A 20,037-nucleotide genomic window follows, 5' to 3' on the forward strand; every position below is an offset into this window, starting at 1 on the left:
ACAGCGTTCCGAGATTTAACGTACCTGTTCATGACCAACCCTGTCGGCATCGTACTCGTGTCCCACAGCGCCGAGCTCGCCGCGGGCCTACGCCTGCTGGTGGAGCAGATCGGCTCCGACACAGTCCCCCTCGCCGTCGCCGGAGGAACCGACGACGGCCGGATCGGCACCAGCTACGACCTCGTCCTGACCGCGATCCGGCACGCCGACCGCGGAGCCGGCGTCGTCGTCCTCCCCGACCTCGGCAGCTCCGTCCTGACCGCCCGCACCGTCCTGGAAGACCATCCCCGCCCCGACGTCACCATCGTCGACGCTCCCTTCGTCGAAGGAGCCGTCGCAGCCGTCGTCACCGCCGCTTCCGGCGCCGACCTGAAGACCGTCGCCGACGCCGCCAAGGAGGCCCGCAATGTGTCCAAGCTCTGACGCCGCCACCACGAACCCGGCGATTCACGAGAGGGTCGTCATCCTGCCCGCCAACCTGCACGCCCGCCCCGCGGGCCAACTCGCCCGAGCCGCCTCAGGATTCGCCAGTGCCATACGGCTGGAGCACAGCGGCCGCACGGTCAATCCGACCGGTGTCCTCGCCGTGATGGGGCTGGGTGCCACGGTCGGCACCACGGTGACCGTCCGCGCCGAAGGCCCCGACGCCGAGCAGGCCGTCACGGCGTTGGCCGACATCCTCGCCAACGCCGAGTAGCCCGGCCACTGCCACCGAGCGAACGAGCGGCCGCCGCTTCCCCTACGTGGCAGTGTTCCCCGTCAGGCTCCGAGCATGACGGGAGTGCCGCGCCCGCCGGACTCGCGCAGGGCCTCGATGACTCGTGCCTGGTCGATGGCGCCCGCCTGCCCGAAGGACGGTTCCGCACCGTCGATCAACGCCCGGAGTGTCATCTACGGATGGTGCTTGCCGGCCCGGGCCGCCGCGGCGATCTGTTCGGCGTGGTGGACGGCCGGGGAGCTGATGACGACCGCGTCGACGTCCTCGCGCGCCAACAGGTCGCGGTAGTCGGAGAGGAAGGGCACCACCGACCCCGCCCCGGGGTGGCACAAGCGGCCAAGGAACTGGAGGCAGTTCGGCCGAATGGTTCGAGGACCCGAGCAGTCAGGTGGCCGGGACCGAGCCGGCCTGCCAGGTCCCCTTGAGCCGGAAGGTCTGGCCGCCGAGCCGGATGGCGGCTCCCTCGGGCTCCAACATCGGCATCAGGTGCTCGATGTGTTCGGGAAACCTGGCCGTCGCCTCTCGGGCCAGGGCCGGATCGGCGCGCAAGGCGAAGACCGTGCCCGGATCACCGCCGGGCGCCCGGCCGAGGCCGAGATCGATCCGGCCCGGAAAGGCCGCCTCCAGCAGCGCGCACTGCTCCGCCACCACGAACGGGGCATGGTTCGGCAGCATTACACCGCCGGAGCCGACCCTTGCGTTCGGTCCGGGACGCGATCATGCCGACGACCACCGGCGGGTTGGTGGAGGCGAAGGGCGAGGAGTGGTGTTCGGCCACCCGGTACCGCTCGTAGCCCGGCTCGTCGGCGACCCTCGCCAGTTTCAGGGAGGCCGCCACGGCGTCCGCGGTCGTCCGGTCGGACCGGATCGGAATGAAATCGAGGACGGACAGGGCAAGGGCCATGATCAGGCGGCCACGGCATCGGTGTGCTGCCAGTCGGTGATCACCGTGCGGTCGTCGAGCCGCCATTCGCCGTCCTGACGGCTGTAGTTGTCCTGGTAGCGGATGACGGTCACCAGCACCTGACCGTCCTTGAGGTGATGGGCGAGGCAGTACACCTCGCCCGTCGCCGTGTCGCCGCCGTCGGCGATGTCGTCGCTACCGGCGGCGTAGCGGGCTGCGACGGTCTGGAGGGCGAGTTCGATGGAGGCCATCGCTGGTCCCGACGACATCGCGCTCCGCGCGGGAGTCGGCAACGCCACCCTCTACCGGTACTTCCCCACCCGCGACGCCCTACTGGACGCGGTGTACTCCGCCGACATCGAGGCTCTTACGGGCGCCGCCCGCGAGCTGCTGGAGACCACGGAGAACGGTCAGGCGCTCAGGGCCTGGCTTCGCCTGGTGATCGAGCACCTCACCGCCCGCAGGGGCCTGACCTCGGCCTCGCTCAACACCGCCGGCGACAGCCAGAACCTCAACTGCCACTGGCACGACCCGATGGAAGCGACGGTCACCGAGCTGCTCGCCGACGCCCGCGAGGACGTAGGAGCGACCGAGCTGCTCATGGTGGCCAACACCATTGCGACCGCCGCCGAGTTCTCCCCCGGCGCCGCCGAACGCCTCCTCGACCTCACCCTCGACGGCATCACACCCCGCTGACGCCCGGCCGACCTATCGAGCTTCACCATGGCCGCATCCGGGGAGCGCGCATCCGTCGGTCGAATGTGGCGGTACGGTGTGCGGCAGTCGATCACCCGTTCTGTGATCGCTGACCAACAAGGGGGTTCCATGAAACACCGCCGCCCGCGCCACCGTCGCAGAACGATCGCCAGAGCGGTCGGTTCGGCCTCTGCGCTGGCCGTCGCCCTGGGTGCGGGGATGACGCCGGCGATGGCCGCCGGGAAGACGTCCAACAAGCCCGCGGCCACCGGGTTCTCGCCCGACGAGCCCGACCGGGCCGACCAGAACACTCCCTGGGCGCCCGAGAACGACGAAGCGCCGCTGCCGCACAAGGCCGTACACCCTGAGGCCTTCGCGTCCGGGCGCACGGCTGCGTCCGCGCTCCAGCTCAAGATGCCCGCGCCGACCGGCAAGTACAGCGTGGGCATGGTCGGCCTGCACCTCGTCGACAAGTCCCGTACGGATCCCTACGTGGGTGGGCACCGTGAGGTCATGGTGTCGCTCTGGTACCCGACCGTCGCCCCGTCCGGGCACTACCAGGCGCCGTGGATGCCGTCGATCTCCGGCTCCCACTTCCTCGCCACGCGCGGACTGAGCCCGCAGCAGGTGACCCTGCCGACGACCGCGGGCCATGTCCTCGCCCCGGTGGACACCGCGCTCGGCAAGCTGCCCGTCCTGCTGTACTCGACCGGGCTGCACTCGGACCGCGCGATGGGCACCGCGCTCGCGCAGGATCTCGCCAGCCGCGGCTACCTCGTCGTCACCGTCGACCACACCCACGACGCGAACGAGGTGCAGTTCCCCGGGAACCGGCTCGAGGTCAACAGCATGGCGCCGGGCACCCACTCCTCCGACACCCTCAAGGTGCGCGCGGCCGACATCCGCTTCGTCATCAACCAGCTCTCCACGATCAGCAGGGGCGGCAACCCGGACCCCGGCCACCCCACGCTCCCCACCGGGCTGTCGGGCGCCGTGGACATGTCCCGCATCGGGATGTTCGGCTGGTCGCTGGGCGGCGCGGCGGTCGACACCGCCATGCAGCTCGACTCCCGGATCAAGGCCGGTGCCAACCTGGACGGCCAGTTCTTCGGGACGGCGCCGAGCAAGGACCTGGACCGGCCGTTCATGCTCTTCAGCTCCGGTGGCCACAACCGCAACAACGACGGGTCGTGGCGGACGCTGTGGTCGCACCTGAAGGGATACCGGGTCGACGTCCAGCTGCATGGCGCGGCGCACCTGTCGTTCAGCGACAACGAGTGGATGGTGCCGCAGGTGGCGGGCCTGCTCGGGATGTCCCAGGCCCAGGTCCAGCAGCAGTACGGCACGATCGACCCGAACCGCGCGGTCCAGGTCCAGCGCGTGTATCTCGCCGCATTCTTCGACCAGGAGCTGCGCCACCAGCACCGCAGCCTGCTCGACGGGCCGGACAGGAATTACCCGGAAATCTCCTTCGTCCGCTGACCGGGCATCCGGAGGGCGGGCCCTGTATGCGGGACCGCTCTCCGGGGCGTCGAATGTGACAGCAGAAAGACGAACGTGTGTTGGTTATGTGATCGCGTGACGCTAAAGTGTTCGCCTGATCGAACGTTCGGGCGCTCGGCGCCAGTTGAGAGAGGGTCCCTCCCCTGCCCACCGCCCCCCGGGCGCCGCGTCGGCATCGCATCCGCCGCCGCGCCGATATGCCCCTGCTCGGCGGGGTGCGCCCGCCGATCGCCTCGCTCGTCGTACTGCTGCTGGTGGTCGCCGCCCTGACCGTGGTCGGCCTCGGCGACGTCCATGCCGAGCGGGTGCCCCAGGCTGTGCTGAACGGTGAGCAGCAGATCGCCGCGGACACCGCGCTGTCGGTGCGCACCATGATCGACGTCGAGGCGAGCACGGTACGCCGTACGGCCGCCGCGTACCCTGCGACGAGCACATCGACCCCGGCGACCACGCTCAAGGCGCTGACCTCTGCCCGGAAGGCGGTCCTCGGCAGTGCCCTGCTCGACTCGCACACCGGCAAGCTGCTGGCAGCCGGCGGCCGGCCGGTGCCCCTGGCCGGAGTGGACGCCGCCGGGCTGACGTCCGGGCACGGTTCGATCCGGCCGCGGCTGGTGACCTCGGGCGGCACGCGGCAACTGCTGTACTTCGCCAAGGTCACGCTGCCCGCGCAGCAGGAGGACGCCAACCAGGACCAGTACCAGGCCCAGAGCCGGACCGAGCGGCAGTGGCTGCTGGTGGCCTCCGAGGCGCTCCCCGCCCTCACGGCCTACGGCGACGGGCGCACCGCCGAAGTGCTGGACGCGAGCGGCACGGCGCTCGCCACCGCGGCCCACGGCACGGCGTCGCCGGCCGCGGCGGACAGCGGTCTGCCCGCGTCGGCGGCCCGCGCGGCGAAGGGATCGGGGCAGGACAGCGACGCCTCGGGCAGTCTGCCGGGCGCCACCACGGGCGGCCGGCGCACGGTGGCCGGCTGGGCCCAGGTCGCCTCGGCCACCGGCCCGGGCGACACCGACGGCCTCGGGCTGGTGGTGCTCACCTCCCGGGCGGTTCCCCTGGCGACCGCCACCGCCGACTACTCGCGCTTCGCGCTGCAGGCCGCAGGGGCGCTGGCCGCGATCGCGCTGCTGCTCGGGCTGTTGCTGCACTACTCCGTGCAGCGGCCGCTGCTGCGGCTGTATCTGTCCGCCGACCGCCTGGCCCGGGGTGCGACCGAGCCCGGGCCGGCCGCATGGGCGGAGCTCGCCCGGCCGGTTCCGGTGCATGGCTTCGGGGAACTGGCCCGGATCGGGCGGGCCCTGGAGTCGCTGCGCCGGCAACTGCTCGGCGAGGGCGGCCCGCAGGAGTTCCCGGCACGGCGGGGACCGGGCTACAGGGCGCTGGCCGCGGTCTGCGCGGTGCTGGTGGCCGGCTGGGCGGTACCGATGATCTTCCTGCTGAACCGGGCGGACACCGCGACCGCGGTTCCGGCTCCGGTCCTCGCCGCCCAGCAGGCACGCACCGAGATCGCGACGAGCCGGATCCGGCAGTCCTTCGACCAGTCGTACACCGACCTGAGCGACGTGGCCGCGAGCCTGCCGGGCCGGAGCCGGGCCGCCCAGACCGAGGCTCTCAAGCGCACTCTCGCCGACCACAAGCGCTTCCGCTCGCTGTATCTGCTGGACCGCTCCGGCGGCATCGCGCTGCGGGTGGGCGACACACCGCTGCGCACCCTCGTCCATGTGCCCTCCGGCAGCGGGATCACCACGGTCAACACCTCGGGCCGTATCCCGGCGATCGCCGCCTACGCCCAGGTCCGCGCCGTGAAGGGCAAGGCGCCGGCGGCCGGCGTGGTCCTTTTCGGCGAGATCGACGTGAACACGCTCAACGCCGGCCTGGCCAGGCCGAAGCTGGGCAGCGTCTGGGTGACGGACGACCATGACCGGGTGCTGGCGGCGAGCGTGGGCTACCGCGCCTTCCAGGCGCTGCCCGACTCCGGCCTGACCCGGCTCGCCCGCGCCACCCAGGGCGCCCCGGGTACCGCGGGCACCGCGACCTCGGCGGTGCTCTCCTCGTCCTCCGGCCCGTCGGTCGACGCCGCCGCGCCGCTGGCGCAGAGCGGCCCGACGGCCCGCCTCCGCTGGCACGTGGTGACCGCGGAGCCCGCGGCGGCGCTCCAACTCCCCGCGGTGCAGGCCGAACAGCGCACCATGCTCGCCGGGATCCTGGCCCTCACGCTGAGCGTGGCCTGCCTGGGCTGGCTGCACGTCGTGGTGGTCCGGCCGCTGCGCAGCGTCGCCCTGCTCGTCGAGCGGCTCGCCGGCGGGGACCGCCGCACCGTGTTGCACCCGGTCAACCATGACGAGGTCGGCTCGGTCACCCGCGGCCTGGAACTGATGCGTCAGGCCCTGGCGGAACGCGGCCGGGCGGGCAGATCCGGCCAAGCCGGATTCGGTCACGCCGGATCCGGGCACGCCGTCGGCACCTCCGGGTTCCGGCGTGAGAACACACTCCAGCGGTAGAAGGACGGAATTGGCGTGCTCTTCCTCTATGTCATAGTCCTGCTCTGCTGCGCCGCGCTGTGGGCCGCCGGAATCCTGGAGCAGAAGCGGCATTTCGACTCGCTGGACCAGATACCGACGCGGGTGCTGGTCAACGGCATCCGCGGCAAGAGTTCGATCACCCGGCTGTGCGCGGGCGCGCTGCGCGGCGGCGGCCTCGTCACGGTGGCCAAGACCACCGGCACCGCGGCCCGGTTCATCCATCCGGATGCCACCGAGGAGCCGATCTACCGCAAGTTCGGAATCTCCAACATCGTCGAGCAGATCGGCATCGTGCGGCGGGCGGCGACCTATCGGCCGGACGCGCTGGTGATCGAGTGCATGGCGGTGATGCCCGCGCTGCAGGAGATCAACCAGGAGAAACTGATCCGCTCCACCATCGGCGTGCTGTGCAACGTCCGCGAGGACCATCTGGAGGAGATGGGCCCGACGCTGGACGACGTCGCCCGCTCGCTCTCCCGCTCGATGCCGGTGGGCGGGGTGTGCGTGACGGCGGAGAAGGACCGGCTGCACATCCTCCAGGAGGAGGCCGACAAGCGGAACTGCCGTCTGATCGCGGTCGATCCGGAGACGGTGACCGACGCCGAACTGCGCGGCTTCAGCTGGTTCACCTTCAAGGAGAACGTGGCGATCGCGCTCGCCGTCGCCGAACTGCTCGGAGTGGAGCGGCAGACCGCGATGCAGGGCATGTGGGACGCGCCGCCCGACCCGGGCGTACTGTCGGTCGAGCGCTACATCACCCCCGAGGGCAAGCGGCTGCGGTTCGCCAACGTCTTCGCGGCCAACGATCCCGAGTCGACGCTGATGAACGTCAAGCAGCTGGAGGATCTGGGCGCGATCAGGCGGCCGCTCAACGTGGTCATCAACTGCCGTCCGGACCGGGTGGAGCGCAACGGCCAGATGGGCGCGATCGTCCCGGACCTCGCCGCCGAGACGGTGTTCCTGATCGGCCATCCGACCAAGAGCGCCCGCGATGCCATTCCGGCCGGCTTCACCGGGCGGGTGGTGGATCTCGGCGGTGACCGCCGGGACCCCGATGAGCTGACCGCGGCGATGCTCGCGGAACTCGGCCCGGCCTCCTCGCTGGTGGCGATCGGCAATATCCACGGCCAGGGCGAGCTGTTCCTGGAGTGCCTCGCCGAGCTGCCGCTGGACGAGTCCGAGGAGGAACTCGACGCCGTCCCCGGCGGCGACGGACTGGACCAGGAGACCATGCAGATCGCGCTGGCCCGGCCGCGGATCGCTACGGCCCGGCCGCCCGAGCCGGAGCCGTATCGCTGGGTGGCGCCGCTGGAGACACCGGCGCACGGCTTCCACGTCCCGGGACAGCGCGAGCTCGCCCGCCGTATCGCCGCCCAGCCCGGCCCGCCCGCCGGCGAGAGAACCGTGGACGACCCGCGCCAGCCCTACGATCCGTACCAGCCCACGAGGAACCGCAAGTGATCCCCGCCACCCTCACCCCACAGACCGCCGCGCTCGGGATCGCCCTCGGGCTGGTCTTCTCGCTCGTCTGCTATCTGACGACCAACCTCTCTCCCGGGGGAATGATCACCCCGGGCTGGATCGCCCTCACACTCGTCACCGACGTGCAGATGGCGGGGCTGATGGTCGGCGTCGCGGCGCTCACGTACTTCGCGACGAAGCTGCTCCAGCGCACGGTGATCCTCTACGGCAAGCGGCTGTTCGCCGCCGTGGTGCTGTGCGCGGTGCTGATGCAGACCACCGTGATGCTCGCCCTCAGCCATGAGTTTCCGCTGCTGTACACGTCACAGACGCTGGGCTTCATCGTCCCCGGTCTGGTCTCCTACCAGCTGACCCGGCAGCCGCTGGCGGCCACGGTCATCTCGACCACGGCGGTGACGCTGGTCACGTATGTGGTGCTGGTCTCCGGACTGTTGCTCGGGGCCCTGCCCACCGGCTGACCTGCCCACCAAGCTCTCCACCCCGGACTTCCAGGAGGATCGGCCATGCACTCCACACACGGCGGCAGACCCAGACAAAATGGCCCGACTCGCCGCACCGTGCTCGGGACGATCGCGGGCGTGGCGGCCGCCGGGGCGGTGGGCGGGTACGCCTGGGAACACCGCGGGCACGGCAGCGACGACCGCACCGGTACGGCCGCCGACAGTACGGGCACCGGCCCCAGCGCCCGGCCCACCGGGGCCCACTCCTTCGAGCGGCTGTCCGCCCCCGGCCGCACCGTGGCCCGCACCGCCGACGGCGGCACACTCGCCACCTTCACCGACGGCGCCCGTACCGCCGTACTCGCCGGGCCCACCCGTAGCTTCAGCGAGCCGCGGACCACCACCGCCAAGGTGACCACGGACGCCTGGGTACGGGTGCTGCCGCACGAGTGGCAGCGGGGCATGGAGAAGTCCGCCTGGTTCAAGGGCTGGTTCGCCAAGGCGCTCGGCGACAGCAGCCCGGACGTCTTCGCGGTGGCGTTCCAGTACAGCAGCGCCGGGGCGCCCGACAAGCACAACGCCGCCGGCGTGCGCTACGCGGGCACCGCGCATTTCGGCCCGCGCAATGCCGGGGTCAAAAACCCCCTGGACTTCGCCTATTACGACGAGAAATCCGACTTCTACGACTATCTGGGCATCCCCTGGACCTTCCCGGACGGGACGCGCATGCAGCCGGAGAAGGAGCGCTACGGCGACGTCGACTGCTCGGGCTTCCAGCGTCTGGTGTGGGGCTACCGGATGGGCATCCCCCTGCACAACACCAACACCCGGGGCTCCGGCCTGCCGCGCCGCGCCTTCGCCATCGCCGCCTACGGTCCCGGCCGCCTGCTGATCCCCAGCACCGGCGAACTGCCCACCGACCTCAGCATCCTGCAACCCGGCGATCTGGTCTTCTTCGCCATCATCAAGGACCAGCCGAACCTGATCGACCACGTCGGCATCTATATGGGTATCGACGACCAAGGCCGCCATCGCTTCTACTCCAGCCGCTCCGCCGCCAACGGTCCGACCATGGGCGACCTGTCGGGCCACGCGCTGCTGGACGGCACCGACTTCTACGCCCGCGGCTTCCGGGCAGCCCGCCGCCTGTGACCCGGCGGCCTGTGCACCGCCGCCCCACCTGACCTGCTGATCCGAGGACCACCACCATGACCGCCATCCCCGCCGCCCGCCCCACCGGCGCGCACCGAGGCCGCCGGGCGGCGAGCCGCTTCTCCGGCCGGCCGGAAGACGCCCCACGCTGGGAGCGCCCGGCACTTGCCGCGGTGCTGGCCGTCGCCGCGGTGCTGTACTCCTGGGGCATCGGGCATGCCGCGATCCACCCCTTCTACGGCGCGGCGATACGGTCGATGGCCTCCAGTTGGCGCGCCTTCTTCTTCGGGGGGCTCGACGCCGGCGGTGCGATCAGCATCGACAAGCTGCCCGGCGCCTTCTGGCCCGATGCCATATCCGTCTGGCTCTTCGGCCCGCACACCTGGGCGGCCGCGCTTCCGCAGGTCGTCGAGGGCGTGGTCACCGTATGGCTGCTGCACCGGATCGTACGGGCCTGGGCCGGGCCGTTCGCCGCGCTGATCGCCGCGTTGACGCTCACTCTCACCCCGGTCACCGTGGTCCTCACCCGGGCGACCATCCCGGACACCGCGCTCACTCTCCTCCTGGTGGCGGCAGCCGGAGCGCTGCAGAAGGCGGTGCGCACCGAGCGACTGCTGCCGCTGATCACCTGCGGGGTCTGGGTCGGGCTCGCCTTCCAGGCGAAGATGCTGCAGGCGTGGCTGGTGCTGCCGGTCTTCGCCGCGGTGTACCAACTCGCCGCTCCCGGCACGCCGTTGAAGCGGGCTCTGCGCTTCCTCGCGGGCAGTGCGGTCGCGCTGGCGGTCTCCTGCTTCTGGGTCTTCCTCGCCTGGGCGACACCGGCCGCCGACCGCCCGTATCTCGACGGAACGTCCCACAACAATCCGTTCGCCCTGGTCTTCGGCTACAACGGCCTGAGCCGCTTCAGCAGCGACTCCACCGCGTTCGGCGCCGTCGCGGGCACCGCCGCCAGCCGCACCACGGGCAACACCGGCTGGGGGATGCTGATCAACCACACGGTCGGCCCGCAGATCGCCTGGTTCCTGCCGCTCGCCGTGCTCGCCGCGGTACTGGGCTTCGTCTGGCGCGCCGGTCAACCGCGAACCGACCTGCTGCGCGCGGGATTTCTGCTCTGGGGCGGCTGGCTGGCCGTGCACGCCGTGGTGTTCAGCGCCTCCAACGGCAACCACGCCTACTACACCGCCGTCATCGCCCCGGCGCTCGCCGCGCTGGCCGGCGGCGGGCTCGCGCTCTTCCGGTCCGAGTACGAGGCCGAGTCCGCGGCGGGCGATCGGCGGCGCATGGCGCTGCCGGCGGCGATCGCGCTGACGGCGGCGTGGGCGCTGGTGCTCGACTGGCCGACCCGATTCGTCTCCTGGCTGCTGCCGATCACCGTGATGCTGGCGCTGTGCGCCGTGGTGGGCCTGTGGACCCGCGGGCCGCGCACCTCCCCACGGATGGTCCACGGCGCCCTCGCCGCCGGGATCGCGGCCACCCTGGTCGTGCCGGCCGGCTGGGCCGTCTCCAGTCTCGACCCGCTCTACGCGGGCGCCTCCACCTCGCCGATGACCGGTCCGGTCGGCAAGGCGTACTACGAGGGCATCCATCACCGCAGCGCTCTTCGGAGGGTCGGGCTCGACCGGCCCAGCGCCCGTGACACCGCCCTGCTCGACTACCTCACCACGCACCGCCACGGCGAGAAGTACCTGCTCGCCACCCAGGCCGCCTACACCGCCGAGCCCCTGCTGCGCGCGAAGTCCGAGCCCATCCTCGTCATGGGCGGCTTCACCGGTAGCACCCCCTTCCCCACGACCGGGCAGCTCGACACCCTCGTCGCCACCCACCAGCTGCGCTATGCGCTGCTCACCACCCGGCGCCCCACCACTTCCGCCACGACCTGGGTGAAGTCCCACTGCACCCGCATCCTGCCCACTGCCTACGGCCGCCGCACCGACGGCAGCTTCGCCCTCTACGACTGCAACCCCCGGGGGTGAGGCGGCGCCCCCAAAAGAGGGCGTTCGGTGCGGTGGTCATGCCGCCCAACCACTCCCCCTTGCGCACCCCGGAAAAAAATCTCTCCGATTTCGCGTAATCGCTCCCACCCCGCCGACCTCTCCTTGGACGAGCCCCCGACCGGGCCGTAAACCCCAAGGAGAGACACGTCCATGCACACCGACTTCCTCGTCGTCGGCAGCCGCGACCGGCGGGACGAGAGACGCACCCTCGTCGGGAACGGCATCCGCAGCGCCCCGCACAGCAGCGACATCGACATCGCCGAGCGCGTAGGTATCCCGGCTGGGAGGCGCACCTCGTGAGCACCCACCGCCTGGACGTCCCCCAACTCCACCGCCGTCTCGACACCCGACGCCGCGAACTCGGCCTCACCTGGCGGGGTGTCGCCCAGCAGACACGGCTTGCTCCGGCCACGTTCAGCCGGATCACCAACGGCCATTCACTCGAAGCCGACGCGCTCGTCACCCTCTTGGTCTGGCTCGACCTCGACAGCGACATCGCGGCCTTGATCGAACCCGGCGACAAACCGCTCCCCTGCCCAGACTGCGGACGGGTCTTCCAGCCCAAGCGCGACGGCAGCATGCGCGCCCACCCCTGCCGGAAAGCCGCCGAGTAACCGCAGTTCGCCTCCTGCTCGCCACAGGCGCCACTGCCCCGCTCGCCCGTCCCCATCCGCCGCGAACATCACCGGAGCAACGCCATGACCCCGTTCCTGCTCATCGTCAGCCTGCTGTGCCTGTCCACCGGCTACTCCATCGTTTACCGCATGAGCCCCCGCGACCACGCCACCGTGACCGGCACCCCCGCTCAGGACGAGGCCGCGATGCTCGCCGCCGAACGCGACCGGTTCGACGAGCTTGTCGCAGATCTCGACTTCCAAACTTCCAGACGCCACCAGGACCACCCCGCCTTGGCCCACCGCCACAGCGTCAACACGATCACCAGCGATGCCCTCGACGCCCTGTACGCCGAACGTGACCGGCTGCGCGAGCAACTCGACCAGGCGCCCCAGCAGGCCACCGATCCTGCCGACGACCTGGTGGCCGCGCTTGTGGAGCAAGCCGTCGGGCAGGCCGCCGAACTCCATGTCCAACTCGCAGACGTCGAGACCAAGCGGGTCGGCGTGTACCGCGAACGCGCCCATCTCCTCGGCTGGCTCGCCTCCCTTCACCACCACAACGCCTTCCTGACCGCGGCAACCGACGTCGATGAACCCGGCTGGAAGCTGCTGCACCTCAACATTGCGGGACATAAGCTCTCCTGGCACATCGCACCACCTGATGTCGAGCTGTTGGATCACGTGATGACGGTGCCGTTCGCCGACCCACGCTGGGAGTGGGACGGCAGCACCACCGACGAGAAGTACCAGCACATCCGCTCGCTGGCCTTCAGTCAGAAGAGCATGGCCGTCCACACCCCGGCCCCGCCCGCCCATGCTCGAAGCACGAAAGCGGCCTCGGCCCCCGCGACCGGCCACAGCAGCACCCGCACGACGGCCACCCAGCCGAACGTCGACGCCCTCCTCGACGCCTACGCCGACCGGGGCACGGTCATCCAGCAGGCCATCCGCCTGGTCGACAGCGTCCTCGACGCCCCGTCCGTCGACGCCGCCGAACAACGACCCATGCAGGACTTCGCCCACAAGATCCGAAACGCTCTCCTGTCCGCCGCTCCGAAGACCGACACCTGAGCAGGCGAACTGGCCATACCGATCCTGCGGAGAGGCCCGAGCGGGTCGTCAGCCGTCACGTCGTCCAGGGCGCGTCCGGCCCGGGGCTGTCCGGTTAGTCGGAGAAGTCCTGGGTCATCCAGACGGTCCCGTTCGCGTCTCGGCACACCGAGATGCCGACGTGGGTGAAGGCGGAGCTGAGGATGTTGCGCCGGTGGCCGTCGTCGGGCGCCTTCTCGGCGAGCATCTGCCGGGTGAGGTCCACCGCGGCCGCGGCGATGGCCGCGGAGTCGTTGCCGACGCCCTCGGACTCGCCGATGTTCTCGCCGGCCGTGGTCCACTTCACGCCCGCGGCGGTTTCCCGGGCCCCCAACGCGTCCTCCCCCGGGCACTGGTGGGACAGGCCGCATCCGCCGGCCATCACGGTGGTGTGCGCCGCGGCGCTGCGGTTCAGCCCGTCGGTGACGGTGTAGTCCGCCAGTCCGGCCGCTTCCCGGGCCTTGTTGATCGTGGCGAGCACCTGCTGCGCCGGGTCGACACCGTCGGTGGAGGTGGGGGTGGGGCTGAGTGACGCCGTGCCGGTGCCGGCCACGGCCACCAGTTTCCACTGCTGGTTGTCGGCTCCGTTGTCGTGGAACTGGATGATCGCCGCGCCGTCCGTCGTGGCAGCGGACCTGACGTCCAGCATCTTGCCGCTGTTGCGGGACACGATCTTGACGGCGCCGCCGGTCACGTCGTCGATCCGCCACTGCTGGCTCGTGGCTCCGGCATCGGTCGCCTGCTGGACGTCGGCGAAGTCCTCTGTCGAGGAGCCCTTGACCGTCAGCACCTTGCCGCTGTTGCGGTTGACCAGCTCGTAGTAGTCGTCGCCGGTGGACTTCAGCTGCCATTCCTGGTTGTTGCCGCCGCTGTCCTGGTACTGGATGACCGCGGCGCCGTCCGCGGTGGAACTCCCGTTCACATCCAGCACCTTGCCGCTGTGCACGGACACCAGGTGGTAGTAGGCGGTGGCGTGGATCGTCGCAGCCTCGGATTCCGGCTGGGAGAGCAGGAGGGCAGGCCCCAGGACTGCGGGTATGCCGATCAGCACTCCGGTCGCGGTCCACCGGCGCCGGTGGCGCCCGCGGACTCGCGGGGCCGCTTCGGCGGGCTGCCGGCTCGAACTGTCGCCACTCACGTCGTTCACGCGGTAGATCTCCTCGATCAGGTCGATCAGAACTTCTTCGACGCGGCGGCCGACGGCTTCTCCGCAGTCGTCCTGTTTGCGGGACTGCATGGCGTACCGGCCGGATCCAGGCGACTCAGGGAGCGACCGCTGGATCTCCCCTCAGTGGTCGCGGAACCGAAAGAGGTTGCCGCGTGGCGCGGGGATCCGGTCGCCTTCAAGCCACTTGCGCAAAGGACGACTTGGGTGGTGGGGCGAGAGGCCGTGTCACAGAGTTTCCACAAGGTCCACCGACACCGTCGCGACATGACACGAAGAGACGACTCCCGTGCCTTCTGGCGGCAGTTGGGCCGGCGGGCGCGCGCCGGGGCGGGGGCCGCGATCTGCACGGTGCTGCTCACGGCCGGCTGCACGGCCCGCTCCGGGGCACACGGATCCGCCGCGGCCACCGCATCTGCGTCGGCGGTGGCGACCGGGTCGTCGGTCAGCCGCCTGCACGTGGGTGGTCTGGAGCGCACCTACCGTCTCCATCTCCCGCCCGGCCTGCCCACCGGAACGCGAGTGCCGCTGGTGGTGATGCTGCACGGTGGGTTCGGCACCGCCGCCCAGGCGGAGCAGACCTACGGCTGGGACGCCGAGGCCGATCGGCACGCCTTCGCCGTCGCCTACCCGGACGGCCTCGACCGCGCCTGGGCGGCGGGCGGCGGCTGCTGCGGGCGGCCCGCCGCGCGGGGCGTGGACGATGTGGCGTTCATCAGCGCGGTGGTGTCGGACATCGAGCACCGCCACCCCGTCGATACGCGGCGGATATACGCCACGGGCATCTCCAACGGCGGCCTCATGGCCTACCGACTGGCCTGCGACACCCGTCTGTTCGCCGCGATCGGTACGGACTCCGCGACCCAGCTCGGCCCGTGCTCCGCCCCAGCACCGATCTCGGTACTGCACATCCACGGCACGGCCGATCACAACATCCCCTACCAGGGCGGCCGTGGGGAGGGTCCCGCGCACATCGACGGGCCAGCCGTACCCGCTGTCCTCGCCGGGTGGCGCACCGTCGACCACTGCACCCCGCCGACCAGCGGCACGAGCGGGACGGTCACCCGTCTCACCGCCGCCTGCCCGTACGGCCGCGCGGTCGAACTGATCACCGTCTCCGGAGCGGGCCACCAGTGGCCGGGCAGCGCGCCCCGGACGGCCGTCGAGCGCCTGTTGGGTCTGGACGCGCCGTCCAACGCCTTGAACGCCACTGACACGTTCTGGTCCTTCTTCGCCGCCCACCCGGCGTGCCCCTCACCGTGAACAACGCACAACGGACTGCGCGCGATCATCCACGCGTATGGAAGACGGCGCCCCGCGAAGAACCGCGCCGCGTGACAATCTCTCCCACGAACCGTATTCGGGCGAAAGGCGCACCCGATGGCCATAGCCACCGCACACCGGACGGTTTCCCGGCTGAACAGGTTCCGCCTGAACTCGTGCGACGGCTGCGGGATCAACTCGCCTCCATGGCGGACGAGGTGGAGAACGAGGTCCGAAGGCAGGTACCCGAGTACGCCAGCTTCCAGCAGCCTCTTCCGACGCCGCTCCAACTCGTCGGAGTCACGCAGCCGCGCCTGCGCGTACCCGGCCGCGGCGGCCTCCGTGACCTCGTGGACGGTACGGAGAGCGATCTCGCCCAGCACCGACATGCCCCCCGGCCCCAGACCCAGTTCGTCCACCTGCCGGCCCAACCGCCGCCAGGCGTGACCCGAGTTCGTAGTACGCGCCCGCGATCGAGTCGTCTTGACCGCTCGGGCCGGATCGATGGACCTGCCGCACGCTTGTGGAATTCAGTGCTGTCGGCTGGCGATTGACGCACTGTCAAATATCGTTGTTAGAAAGGATGTTGATGGCGGATTTGTAGCAACGAAAGGGCGCACGCGCTCCTTTCCTGCCCTGTAGCTTCTACCCGTCAGCAGGGGCTTGAACAAGGGTGGACGTGTGGTTGCCTCTCCGCATACCGAAAAGTTGGCGGCTCACCTTCGGATGCTGAAGGACCGAAGTGGCCGGGGCTACGACCGCCTCGGCAAGGAGGCGGGCGTCAGCGGTTCCAGTCTGCATCGGTACTGCTCCGGCCTCGGCGTCCCGACGGACTACCGGGTGGTGCACGCCTTCGCCAAGGTGTGCGGCGCCAGTGCGGAGGAACTCCGCGAACTGCACCGGCTGTGGGCGCTGGCGGACACCGACCGGGATGTCCCGGCGGTGACCGCCAAGGAGAACCCGGAACCGGATGTGCCCGAGCCTGCCGTACCCGCACAGGCGAATCCCGGGCCGGACGACATCACCCCGCTGGAGATCACCCCGGAGGCGACCGGCGAGCCGCGACGGGCCCGGCTGCCCGAGAAGCTTTCCTCGCGGGCCGCGATACTGGCCGCCGTGGTCACGGTGCTGCTGGTGGCCGGCTTCGTGTGGCTGCCCTCCGAGGGCCCCGCCGGTGGGTCTGCGGCGGTCGGCGACAAGCTGCTGTACTCCCCGGCGTGCGCGACGGTGAGCATGGGAGAGCACGACGAGTGTGTGCGTGAGGTCCAGCGCCTGTTGGTGCGGGCCAAGGGCAAACTCGCCGTCGACAGTGACTTCGGGCCGGAGACCCTGCGCAGGGTGACCGCGTTCCAGGTGCTGGCGGGTGTGACGGCCCGAGGTGTGGTCGACGAGGACACCAAGAAGGCGCTCTACGCGCAGAAGGCGAGCATGACGACCTGGTCGCCGGCCAAGGTGGCGAAGCGGATCCGCGAGGTGTTCGTCGAGGACCCCGACACGGCCGTGGCCATCGCCCGCTGTGCGTCGTTCCTCGACCCGCTGTACGTGCTGCCGAACACCAACGGCAGCCGCAATTGGGGGGTGTTCCAGATCTCCGACGCCCGTCTGCGGGACCTCGACGGCACACCGCTGCGGGCGTTCGACCCGGACTGGAACATCAAGGCGGCCCACCGTCTGTGGAGCGTCCGGCACGACTTCCACGACTGGCCCTCCTGCCAGGCGGCGCTCAAGGGCACGCCGAAGAGCTGAAGCCGGGGCCCTCGGGTACTACCCCGCGGTATCCGAGGGCCCCGGCTCCTGGCGACGGCGTCAGATCGTGCCGTCCTCCCACCACCAGTCACGGCCGAGGTCAGCCCTGCTGTCGACGTGCTGGTGGTCGGTGTTGTATGTCTCCAGTCCGGAGAACCCGCAGGTCTCCGCCTTCTGGTAGACGGTCTTGTTGGCCACGCCGGGCACATCGAGGTCGGCGGCGGTGCCGTACAGGTGCATGCTGTCGGTGGCGCCGCCGATGTCGGCGTTGTGCGCGATGCTGCGGAAACCGGAGTTGACCGTGATCGGCTTGTCGCCCAGCTTCTTGCGCAGCGCCTCCAGCTTGTACATGCAGCGGCGGACGTTCTCCTTCACCTGCGACGCGCTCAGCTTGCCGCCGTTGAAGGTGCCGTCCGTCTGGTTCACGAACTCGCTCCAGTTGAAGTGGAGCGTGGAGCCGTCCGACTGCTCCAGCGCGTTGAGCTTCGCCTGGGTGTTGGGTCCGACGCTGGCGTCTGCGGTGAGGCCGTACGCCGTCTGGAACCGGCGTACGGCCGCCGCCGTACCAGGGCCGAAGTCACCGTCGATGCCGACCCGGCTGTGGCCGGCGCTGTCCGCCGCCCAGCCCGCGATTCTGATCTGCAGCTCGGTCACGTCGGCGCCGTTGTCGCCCTGTTTCAGGGTGCGTGACCACGAATAGGCCTGTGCGGTGCCCGAGAACAGCAGCCCACCGAAGGTGATGCCGGCACCGGCGGCCAGCGTGCCCCGCAGCATGGCTCGGCGGTCGAGGGGGCGGAAGGAGGAACTCATGGTTGCCCTTTCGAGGAACGATGTTGCGTGAAGAGGTCAGTAGGCGATCTGGAAGGTGACGTTCTGCGCGTCGATGTCGTAGGCGTGCACACGCAGGACGAAGTGGGTGCCGTCCTTGACGTCCGTGGCGACAGTTCCCCACTCGGTGCCGTGTGTGGTGTACGCGTCGTCGTTGTTGCACTTGGTGGTGTGGTCGACGAACACCACGCAGGCGTCCAGGTACACCCCCGGCTCATCCGTGATGAGCCGCATGTTGATGTCGTTGCACCGCGAGGACGTGGTGTAGGTGCCGTACTCCTTGGCGGCCGCCTGGTAGTGGTACGTCAGGGTCCTGGCGCCGCCGTAGCAGCTGAGGGCGGCGGCCGAGGACTGTGCCGAGGCGGGCGCGACGCCCGCTCCCAGGAGTGCGGCCGCGGCGAACAGGGCCGAGGCGATCGTTCTGCTGCGGATCATGGTGGTCTCCCTACGGTGAGGGGGCGGGATGGTCACGCGGGGTCCCCTGCTTGTGGGCGGGATCAGCGGTTGGCCAGACGGTCCAGGTCGGCCTGGGTGCCGTTGAACACGTCCGCGGTCGCCGGTGCCTTGATGCCCGGGAACAGGGCGGCGTCGGTGTACTGCCACATCGCCCAGGTCGTCGAGCCGTTCGGCAGCGGCGGCTGGGTGATCGACCGGCGGTAGTCCGCGAGTTGCAGCGGATAGCGGGCGAAGGCGGTGGTCGAACCCAGGCAGTCGTCCAGGAAGGACTTCTGGGTGTAGATGATCGGAGTGCGGCCGAAGGCCGCCTCCACCCGGTCGAGCCAGGCCTTGGTGTCGGCCACCGTGCCGTAGGTGGGGCAGCGGCCGGTGCCGTCGTCCATGCGTTCCAGGTCGAAGATCGGCGGCAGGTCGCCCGCCCGCTGCCCGGTGTAGCCGGTCGCCCGCACGGCGGCGATGAACCGGTCGGCCTGCGCGGCACCCGTGTCGGGTGAGCTGCCGGTGTAGAAGTGGTAGGGCGCGACGGCCAGCCCCGCCGCCCTGGCCGCCGGGAGGTCGGTGGCGAGGTACTCGTCGGTGACGTTCGTACCTCGGGTCGCCTTGACCGTCGCGAACTCGACGCCCGAGGCCCGTACGGCCTTCCAGTCGATCGGCGCGCCGCCGGGGTGCTGGTACTTGGCCGTGTCCAGCCCGTCGATCGGGTAGCCGGCGGGGCGCGGCGGCGTGCAGTACGTGTTACGGCTGGACCAGTCCCCAAGCTTCGCCCAGGTGTTCGGTCCCACGACGCCGTCGGAACCGAGGCCGGCGCAGCTCTGGAGCTCGATGACCCGGGACTCGGTCCCGCCCCCGAAGTCGCCGTCGATCGTCAACGGCGCATAGTGGAACGGCTCCATGGCCAGGTTCAGGCGGCACTGCAGTTCCTTGACCTCAGTGCCGTTCGCACCCCTTCGCAGCGTCGGTCGCGTGTCGGTGTGGCCGCAGACGGTCGACTGCGCCGTACTCGACGCCCCCTGGGTGGCACAGGTGTGCGGTTGCGCGGCCCAGGTGTTCAGTGCGGCCCAGGTCCGCGGACCGAGCACACCGTCCACATCCAGCCCGGCGCACCGCTGGAACTCCTTGACCCGCGTCTCCGTCGCCGGCCCGAACGAGCCGTCCGCAGCAATCGGCGTGTACCGGCTCGGTTTTGTCGCCAGATCGAGTTCGCACTGCGCCTCGATCGCCGAGTCCCCCGTCGATCCCCGTTGCAGGGTGGGCTGTGCGTTCGTGTGCCCGCAGACCGCCACCGCAGTCGCCACGGACTGCGCCGCCTGCACCGCGGTGGGCCCGCTCAGGGGCAGGACCGCTGCTGCGACGAGGGTCAGTCCCCGCAGAAGCGCCGTCCTCTGTCCCATCTGGTGTTCCCCCTCTTGTGAGTGACCGGGAGCTCCCGGCGCAGGTCATGCTGGCAGCGTTGCCGTGCGGGGTG

The 20,037-nt window shown here is 70.5% G+C and carries 23 protein-coding genes and 1 pseudogene; 14 read left to right on the forward strand and 10 right to left on the reverse strand.

Annotated features, from left to right (window positions below; translation table 11 throughout):
• The first annotated feature begins 30 nt into the window (after positions 1 to 30).
• Together dhaM and P2Q00_RS30230 are read left to right on the forward strand one after the other, a co-directional pair.
• Positions 31 to 423, forward strand: a complete 393-nt coding sequence (dhaM, locus tag P2Q00_RS30225; RefSeq protein WP_275776343.1) for a dihydroxyacetone kinase phosphoryl donor subunit DhaM — start codon at positions 31 to 33, stop codon at positions 421 to 423.
• Entirely contained in the window at positions 407 to 697 is a 291-nt protein-coding gene (locus P2Q00_RS30230) for an HPr family phosphocarrier protein (RefSeq protein WP_275776344.1), read from the forward strand. Before dhaM ends, P2Q00_RS30230 begins: the two co-directional genes overlap by 17 nt.
• Before the next feature lie 62 nt (positions 698 to 759).
• On the opposite strand, the gene P2Q00_RS30235 is transcribed toward P2Q00_RS30230, so the two are convergent.
• From P2Q00_RS30235 to P2Q00_RS30250, 5 genes are all read right to left on the reverse strand, one after another.
• Positions 760 to 891: a hypothetical protein gene (locus tag P2Q00_RS30235; RefSeq protein WP_275776346.1), complete on the reverse strand. Its 132-nt coding sequence runs from the start codon at positions 889 to 891 to the stop codon at positions 760 to 762.
• Positions 892 to 1,023 carry a Gfo/Idh/MocA family oxidoreductase gene (locus P2Q00_RS30240; protein ID WP_275776347.1) on the reverse strand — a complete coding sequence of 44 codons (132 nt, stop codon included), beginning with the start codon at positions 1,021 to 1,023 and terminating at the stop codon, positions 892 to 894.
• A gap of 79 nt (positions 1,024 to 1,102) precedes the next feature.
• Positions 1,103 to 1,393, reverse strand: a complete 291-nt coding sequence (locus tag P2Q00_RS30245) for an LLM class flavin-dependent oxidoreductase (protein WP_275776349.1) — start codon at positions 1,391 to 1,393, stop codon at positions 1,103 to 1,105.
• Positions 1,287 to 1,688, reverse strand: coding sequence for an LLM class flavin-dependent oxidoreductase (locus P2Q00_RS50990; protein WP_369293693.1), 402 nt, complete (start codon positions 1,686 to 1,688; stop codon positions 1,287 to 1,289). Before P2Q00_RS50990 ends, P2Q00_RS30245 begins: the two co-directional genes overlap by 107 nt.
• A complete protein-coding gene (locus P2Q00_RS30250; protein WP_275776352.1) occupies positions 1,625 to 1,873 on the reverse strand; it encodes a nuclear transport factor 2 family protein in 249 nt (82 codons plus the stop codon). Before P2Q00_RS30250 ends, P2Q00_RS50990 begins: the two co-directional genes overlap by 64 nt.
• Between P2Q00_RS30250 and P2Q00_RS30255 the strand changes: the two genes are divergently transcribed.
• From P2Q00_RS30255 to P2Q00_RS30300, 10 genes are all read left to right on the forward strand, one after another.
• The gene (locus P2Q00_RS30255) at positions 1,863 to 2,318 is read left to right on the forward strand and encodes a TetR/AcrR family transcriptional regulator (protein ID WP_275776353.1); all 456 of its coding nucleotides are present in this window, start codon (positions 1,863 to 1,865) and stop codon (positions 2,316 to 2,318) included. The two genes, P2Q00_RS30250 and P2Q00_RS30255, sit on opposite strands and share 11 nt — an antisense overlap.
• A 129-nt stretch (positions 2,319 to 2,447) precedes the next feature.
• Positions 2,448 to 3,800, forward strand: a complete 1,353-nt coding sequence (locus tag P2Q00_RS30260) for an alpha/beta hydrolase family protein (RefSeq protein WP_275776355.1) — start codon at positions 2,448 to 2,450, stop codon at positions 3,798 to 3,800.
• A 218-nt stretch (positions 3,801 to 4,018) separates the two neighbouring features.
• Positions 4,019 to 6,319, forward strand: a complete 2,301-nt coding sequence (locus tag P2Q00_RS30265) for a HAMP domain-containing protein (protein ID WP_275776357.1) — start codon at positions 4,019 to 4,021, stop codon at positions 6,317 to 6,319.
• A 15-nt stretch (positions 6,320 to 6,334) separates the two neighbouring features.
• A complete protein-coding gene (gene pgsB / locus P2Q00_RS30270) occupies positions 6,335 to 7,801 on the forward strand; it encodes a poly-gamma-glutamate synthase PgsB (protein WP_275776359.1) in 1,467 nt (488 codons plus the stop codon).
• Entirely contained in the window at positions 7,798 to 8,280 is a 483-nt protein-coding gene (locus P2Q00_RS30275) for a poly-gamma-glutamate biosynthesis protein PgsC/CapC (protein ID WP_275776361.1), read from the forward strand. Before pgsB ends, P2Q00_RS30275 begins: the two co-directional genes overlap by 4 nt.
• Before the next feature lie 45 nt (positions 8,281 to 8,325).
• Positions 8,326 to 9,414, forward strand: a complete 1,089-nt coding sequence (locus P2Q00_RS30280; protein ID WP_275776363.1) for an NlpC/P60 family protein — start codon at positions 8,326 to 8,328, stop codon at positions 9,412 to 9,414.
• Between the two features lie 56 nt (positions 9,415 to 9,470).
• Positions 9,471 to 11,387, forward strand: a complete 1,917-nt coding sequence (locus P2Q00_RS30285; protein WP_275776364.1) for an ArnT family glycosyltransferase — start codon at positions 9,471 to 9,473, stop codon at positions 11,385 to 11,387.
• Between the two features lie 171 nt (positions 11,388 to 11,558).
• Positions 11,559 to 11,708: a hypothetical protein gene (locus P2Q00_RS30290; RefSeq protein WP_275776366.1), complete on the forward strand. Its 150-nt coding sequence runs from the start codon at positions 11,559 to 11,561 to the stop codon at positions 11,706 to 11,708.
• Positions 11,705 to 12,022, forward strand: coding sequence for a helix-turn-helix domain-containing protein (locus P2Q00_RS30295; protein WP_275776367.1), 318 nt, complete (start codon positions 11,705 to 11,707; stop codon positions 12,020 to 12,022). The genes P2Q00_RS30290 and P2Q00_RS30295 overlap by 4 nt, the downstream gene beginning before the upstream one ends.
• Before the next feature lie 84 nt (positions 12,023 to 12,106).
• On the forward strand, positions 12,107 to 13,096 hold the full coding sequence (locus P2Q00_RS30300; RefSeq protein ID WP_275776368.1) for a WDGH domain-containing protein: 990 nt from the start codon (positions 12,107 to 12,109) through the stop codon (positions 13,094 to 13,096).
• Between the two features lie 94 nt (positions 13,097 to 13,190).
• On the opposite strand, the gene P2Q00_RS30305 is transcribed toward P2Q00_RS30300, so the two are convergent.
• On the reverse strand, positions 13,191 to 14,351 hold the full coding sequence (locus tag P2Q00_RS30305; RefSeq protein ID WP_275776370.1) for an RICIN domain-containing protein: 1,161 nt from the start codon (positions 14,349 to 14,351) through the stop codon (positions 13,191 to 13,193).
• 195 nt (positions 14,352 to 14,546) lie between these two features.
• Between P2Q00_RS30305 and P2Q00_RS30310 the strand changes: the two genes are divergently transcribed.
• Positions 14,547 to 15,542, forward strand: a complete 996-nt coding sequence (locus P2Q00_RS30310) for an extracellular catalytic domain type 1 short-chain-length polyhydroxyalkanoate depolymerase (protein ID WP_275776372.1) — start codon at positions 14,547 to 14,549, stop codon at positions 15,540 to 15,542.
• A gap of 320 nt (positions 15,543 to 15,862) precedes the next feature.
• Here P2Q00_RS30310 and P2Q00_RS51270 read toward each other — a convergent pair.
• Positions 15,863 to 15,931 (reverse strand): annotated as a pseudogene (locus P2Q00_RS51270) (hypothetical protein); the annotation flags it as partial.
• 292 nt (positions 15,932 to 16,223) lie between these two features.
• On the opposite strand from P2Q00_RS51270, the gene P2Q00_RS30320 reads away from it, so the two are divergent.
• The gene (locus P2Q00_RS30320) at positions 16,224 to 17,288 is read left to right on the forward strand and encodes a helix-turn-helix domain-containing protein (RefSeq protein ID WP_275776374.1); all 1,065 of its coding nucleotides are present in this window, start codon (positions 16,224 to 16,226) and stop codon (positions 17,286 to 17,288) included.
• Between the two features lie 60 nt (positions 17,289 to 17,348).
• Here the strand turns inward: P2Q00_RS30320 and P2Q00_RS30325 are convergent, their stop codons facing one another.
• The 3 genes from P2Q00_RS30325 to P2Q00_RS30335 all read right to left on the reverse strand — a co-directional run bounded on the left by P2Q00_RS30325 (position 17,349) and on the right by P2Q00_RS30335 (position 19,963).
• The gene (locus P2Q00_RS30325; RefSeq protein ID WP_275776376.1) at positions 17,349 to 18,098 is read right to left on the reverse strand and encodes a D-Ala-D-Ala carboxypeptidase family metallohydrolase; all 750 of its coding nucleotides are present in this window, start codon (positions 18,096 to 18,098) and stop codon (positions 17,349 to 17,351) included.
• Between the two features lie 36 nt (positions 18,099 to 18,134).
• Complete coding sequence (locus tag P2Q00_RS30330; RefSeq protein WP_275776377.1) at positions 18,135 to 18,551, reverse strand: hypothetical protein; 417 nt, start codon at positions 18,549 to 18,551, stop codon at positions 18,135 to 18,137.
• Positions 18,552 to 18,613: 62 nt separating this feature from the next.
• On the reverse strand, positions 18,614 to 19,963 hold the full coding sequence (locus tag P2Q00_RS30335) for a GH25 family lysozyme (protein ID WP_275776379.1): 1,350 nt from the start codon (positions 19,961 to 19,963) through the stop codon (positions 18,614 to 18,616).
• Between the last annotated feature and the right edge of the window lie 74 nt (positions 19,964 to 20,037).

Source organism: Streptomyces coacervatus (assembly GCF_029223485.1).
GTDB classification, from domain to species: domain Bacteria; phylum Actinomycetota; class Actinomycetes; order Streptomycetales; family Streptomycetaceae; genus Streptomyces; species Streptomyces coacervatus.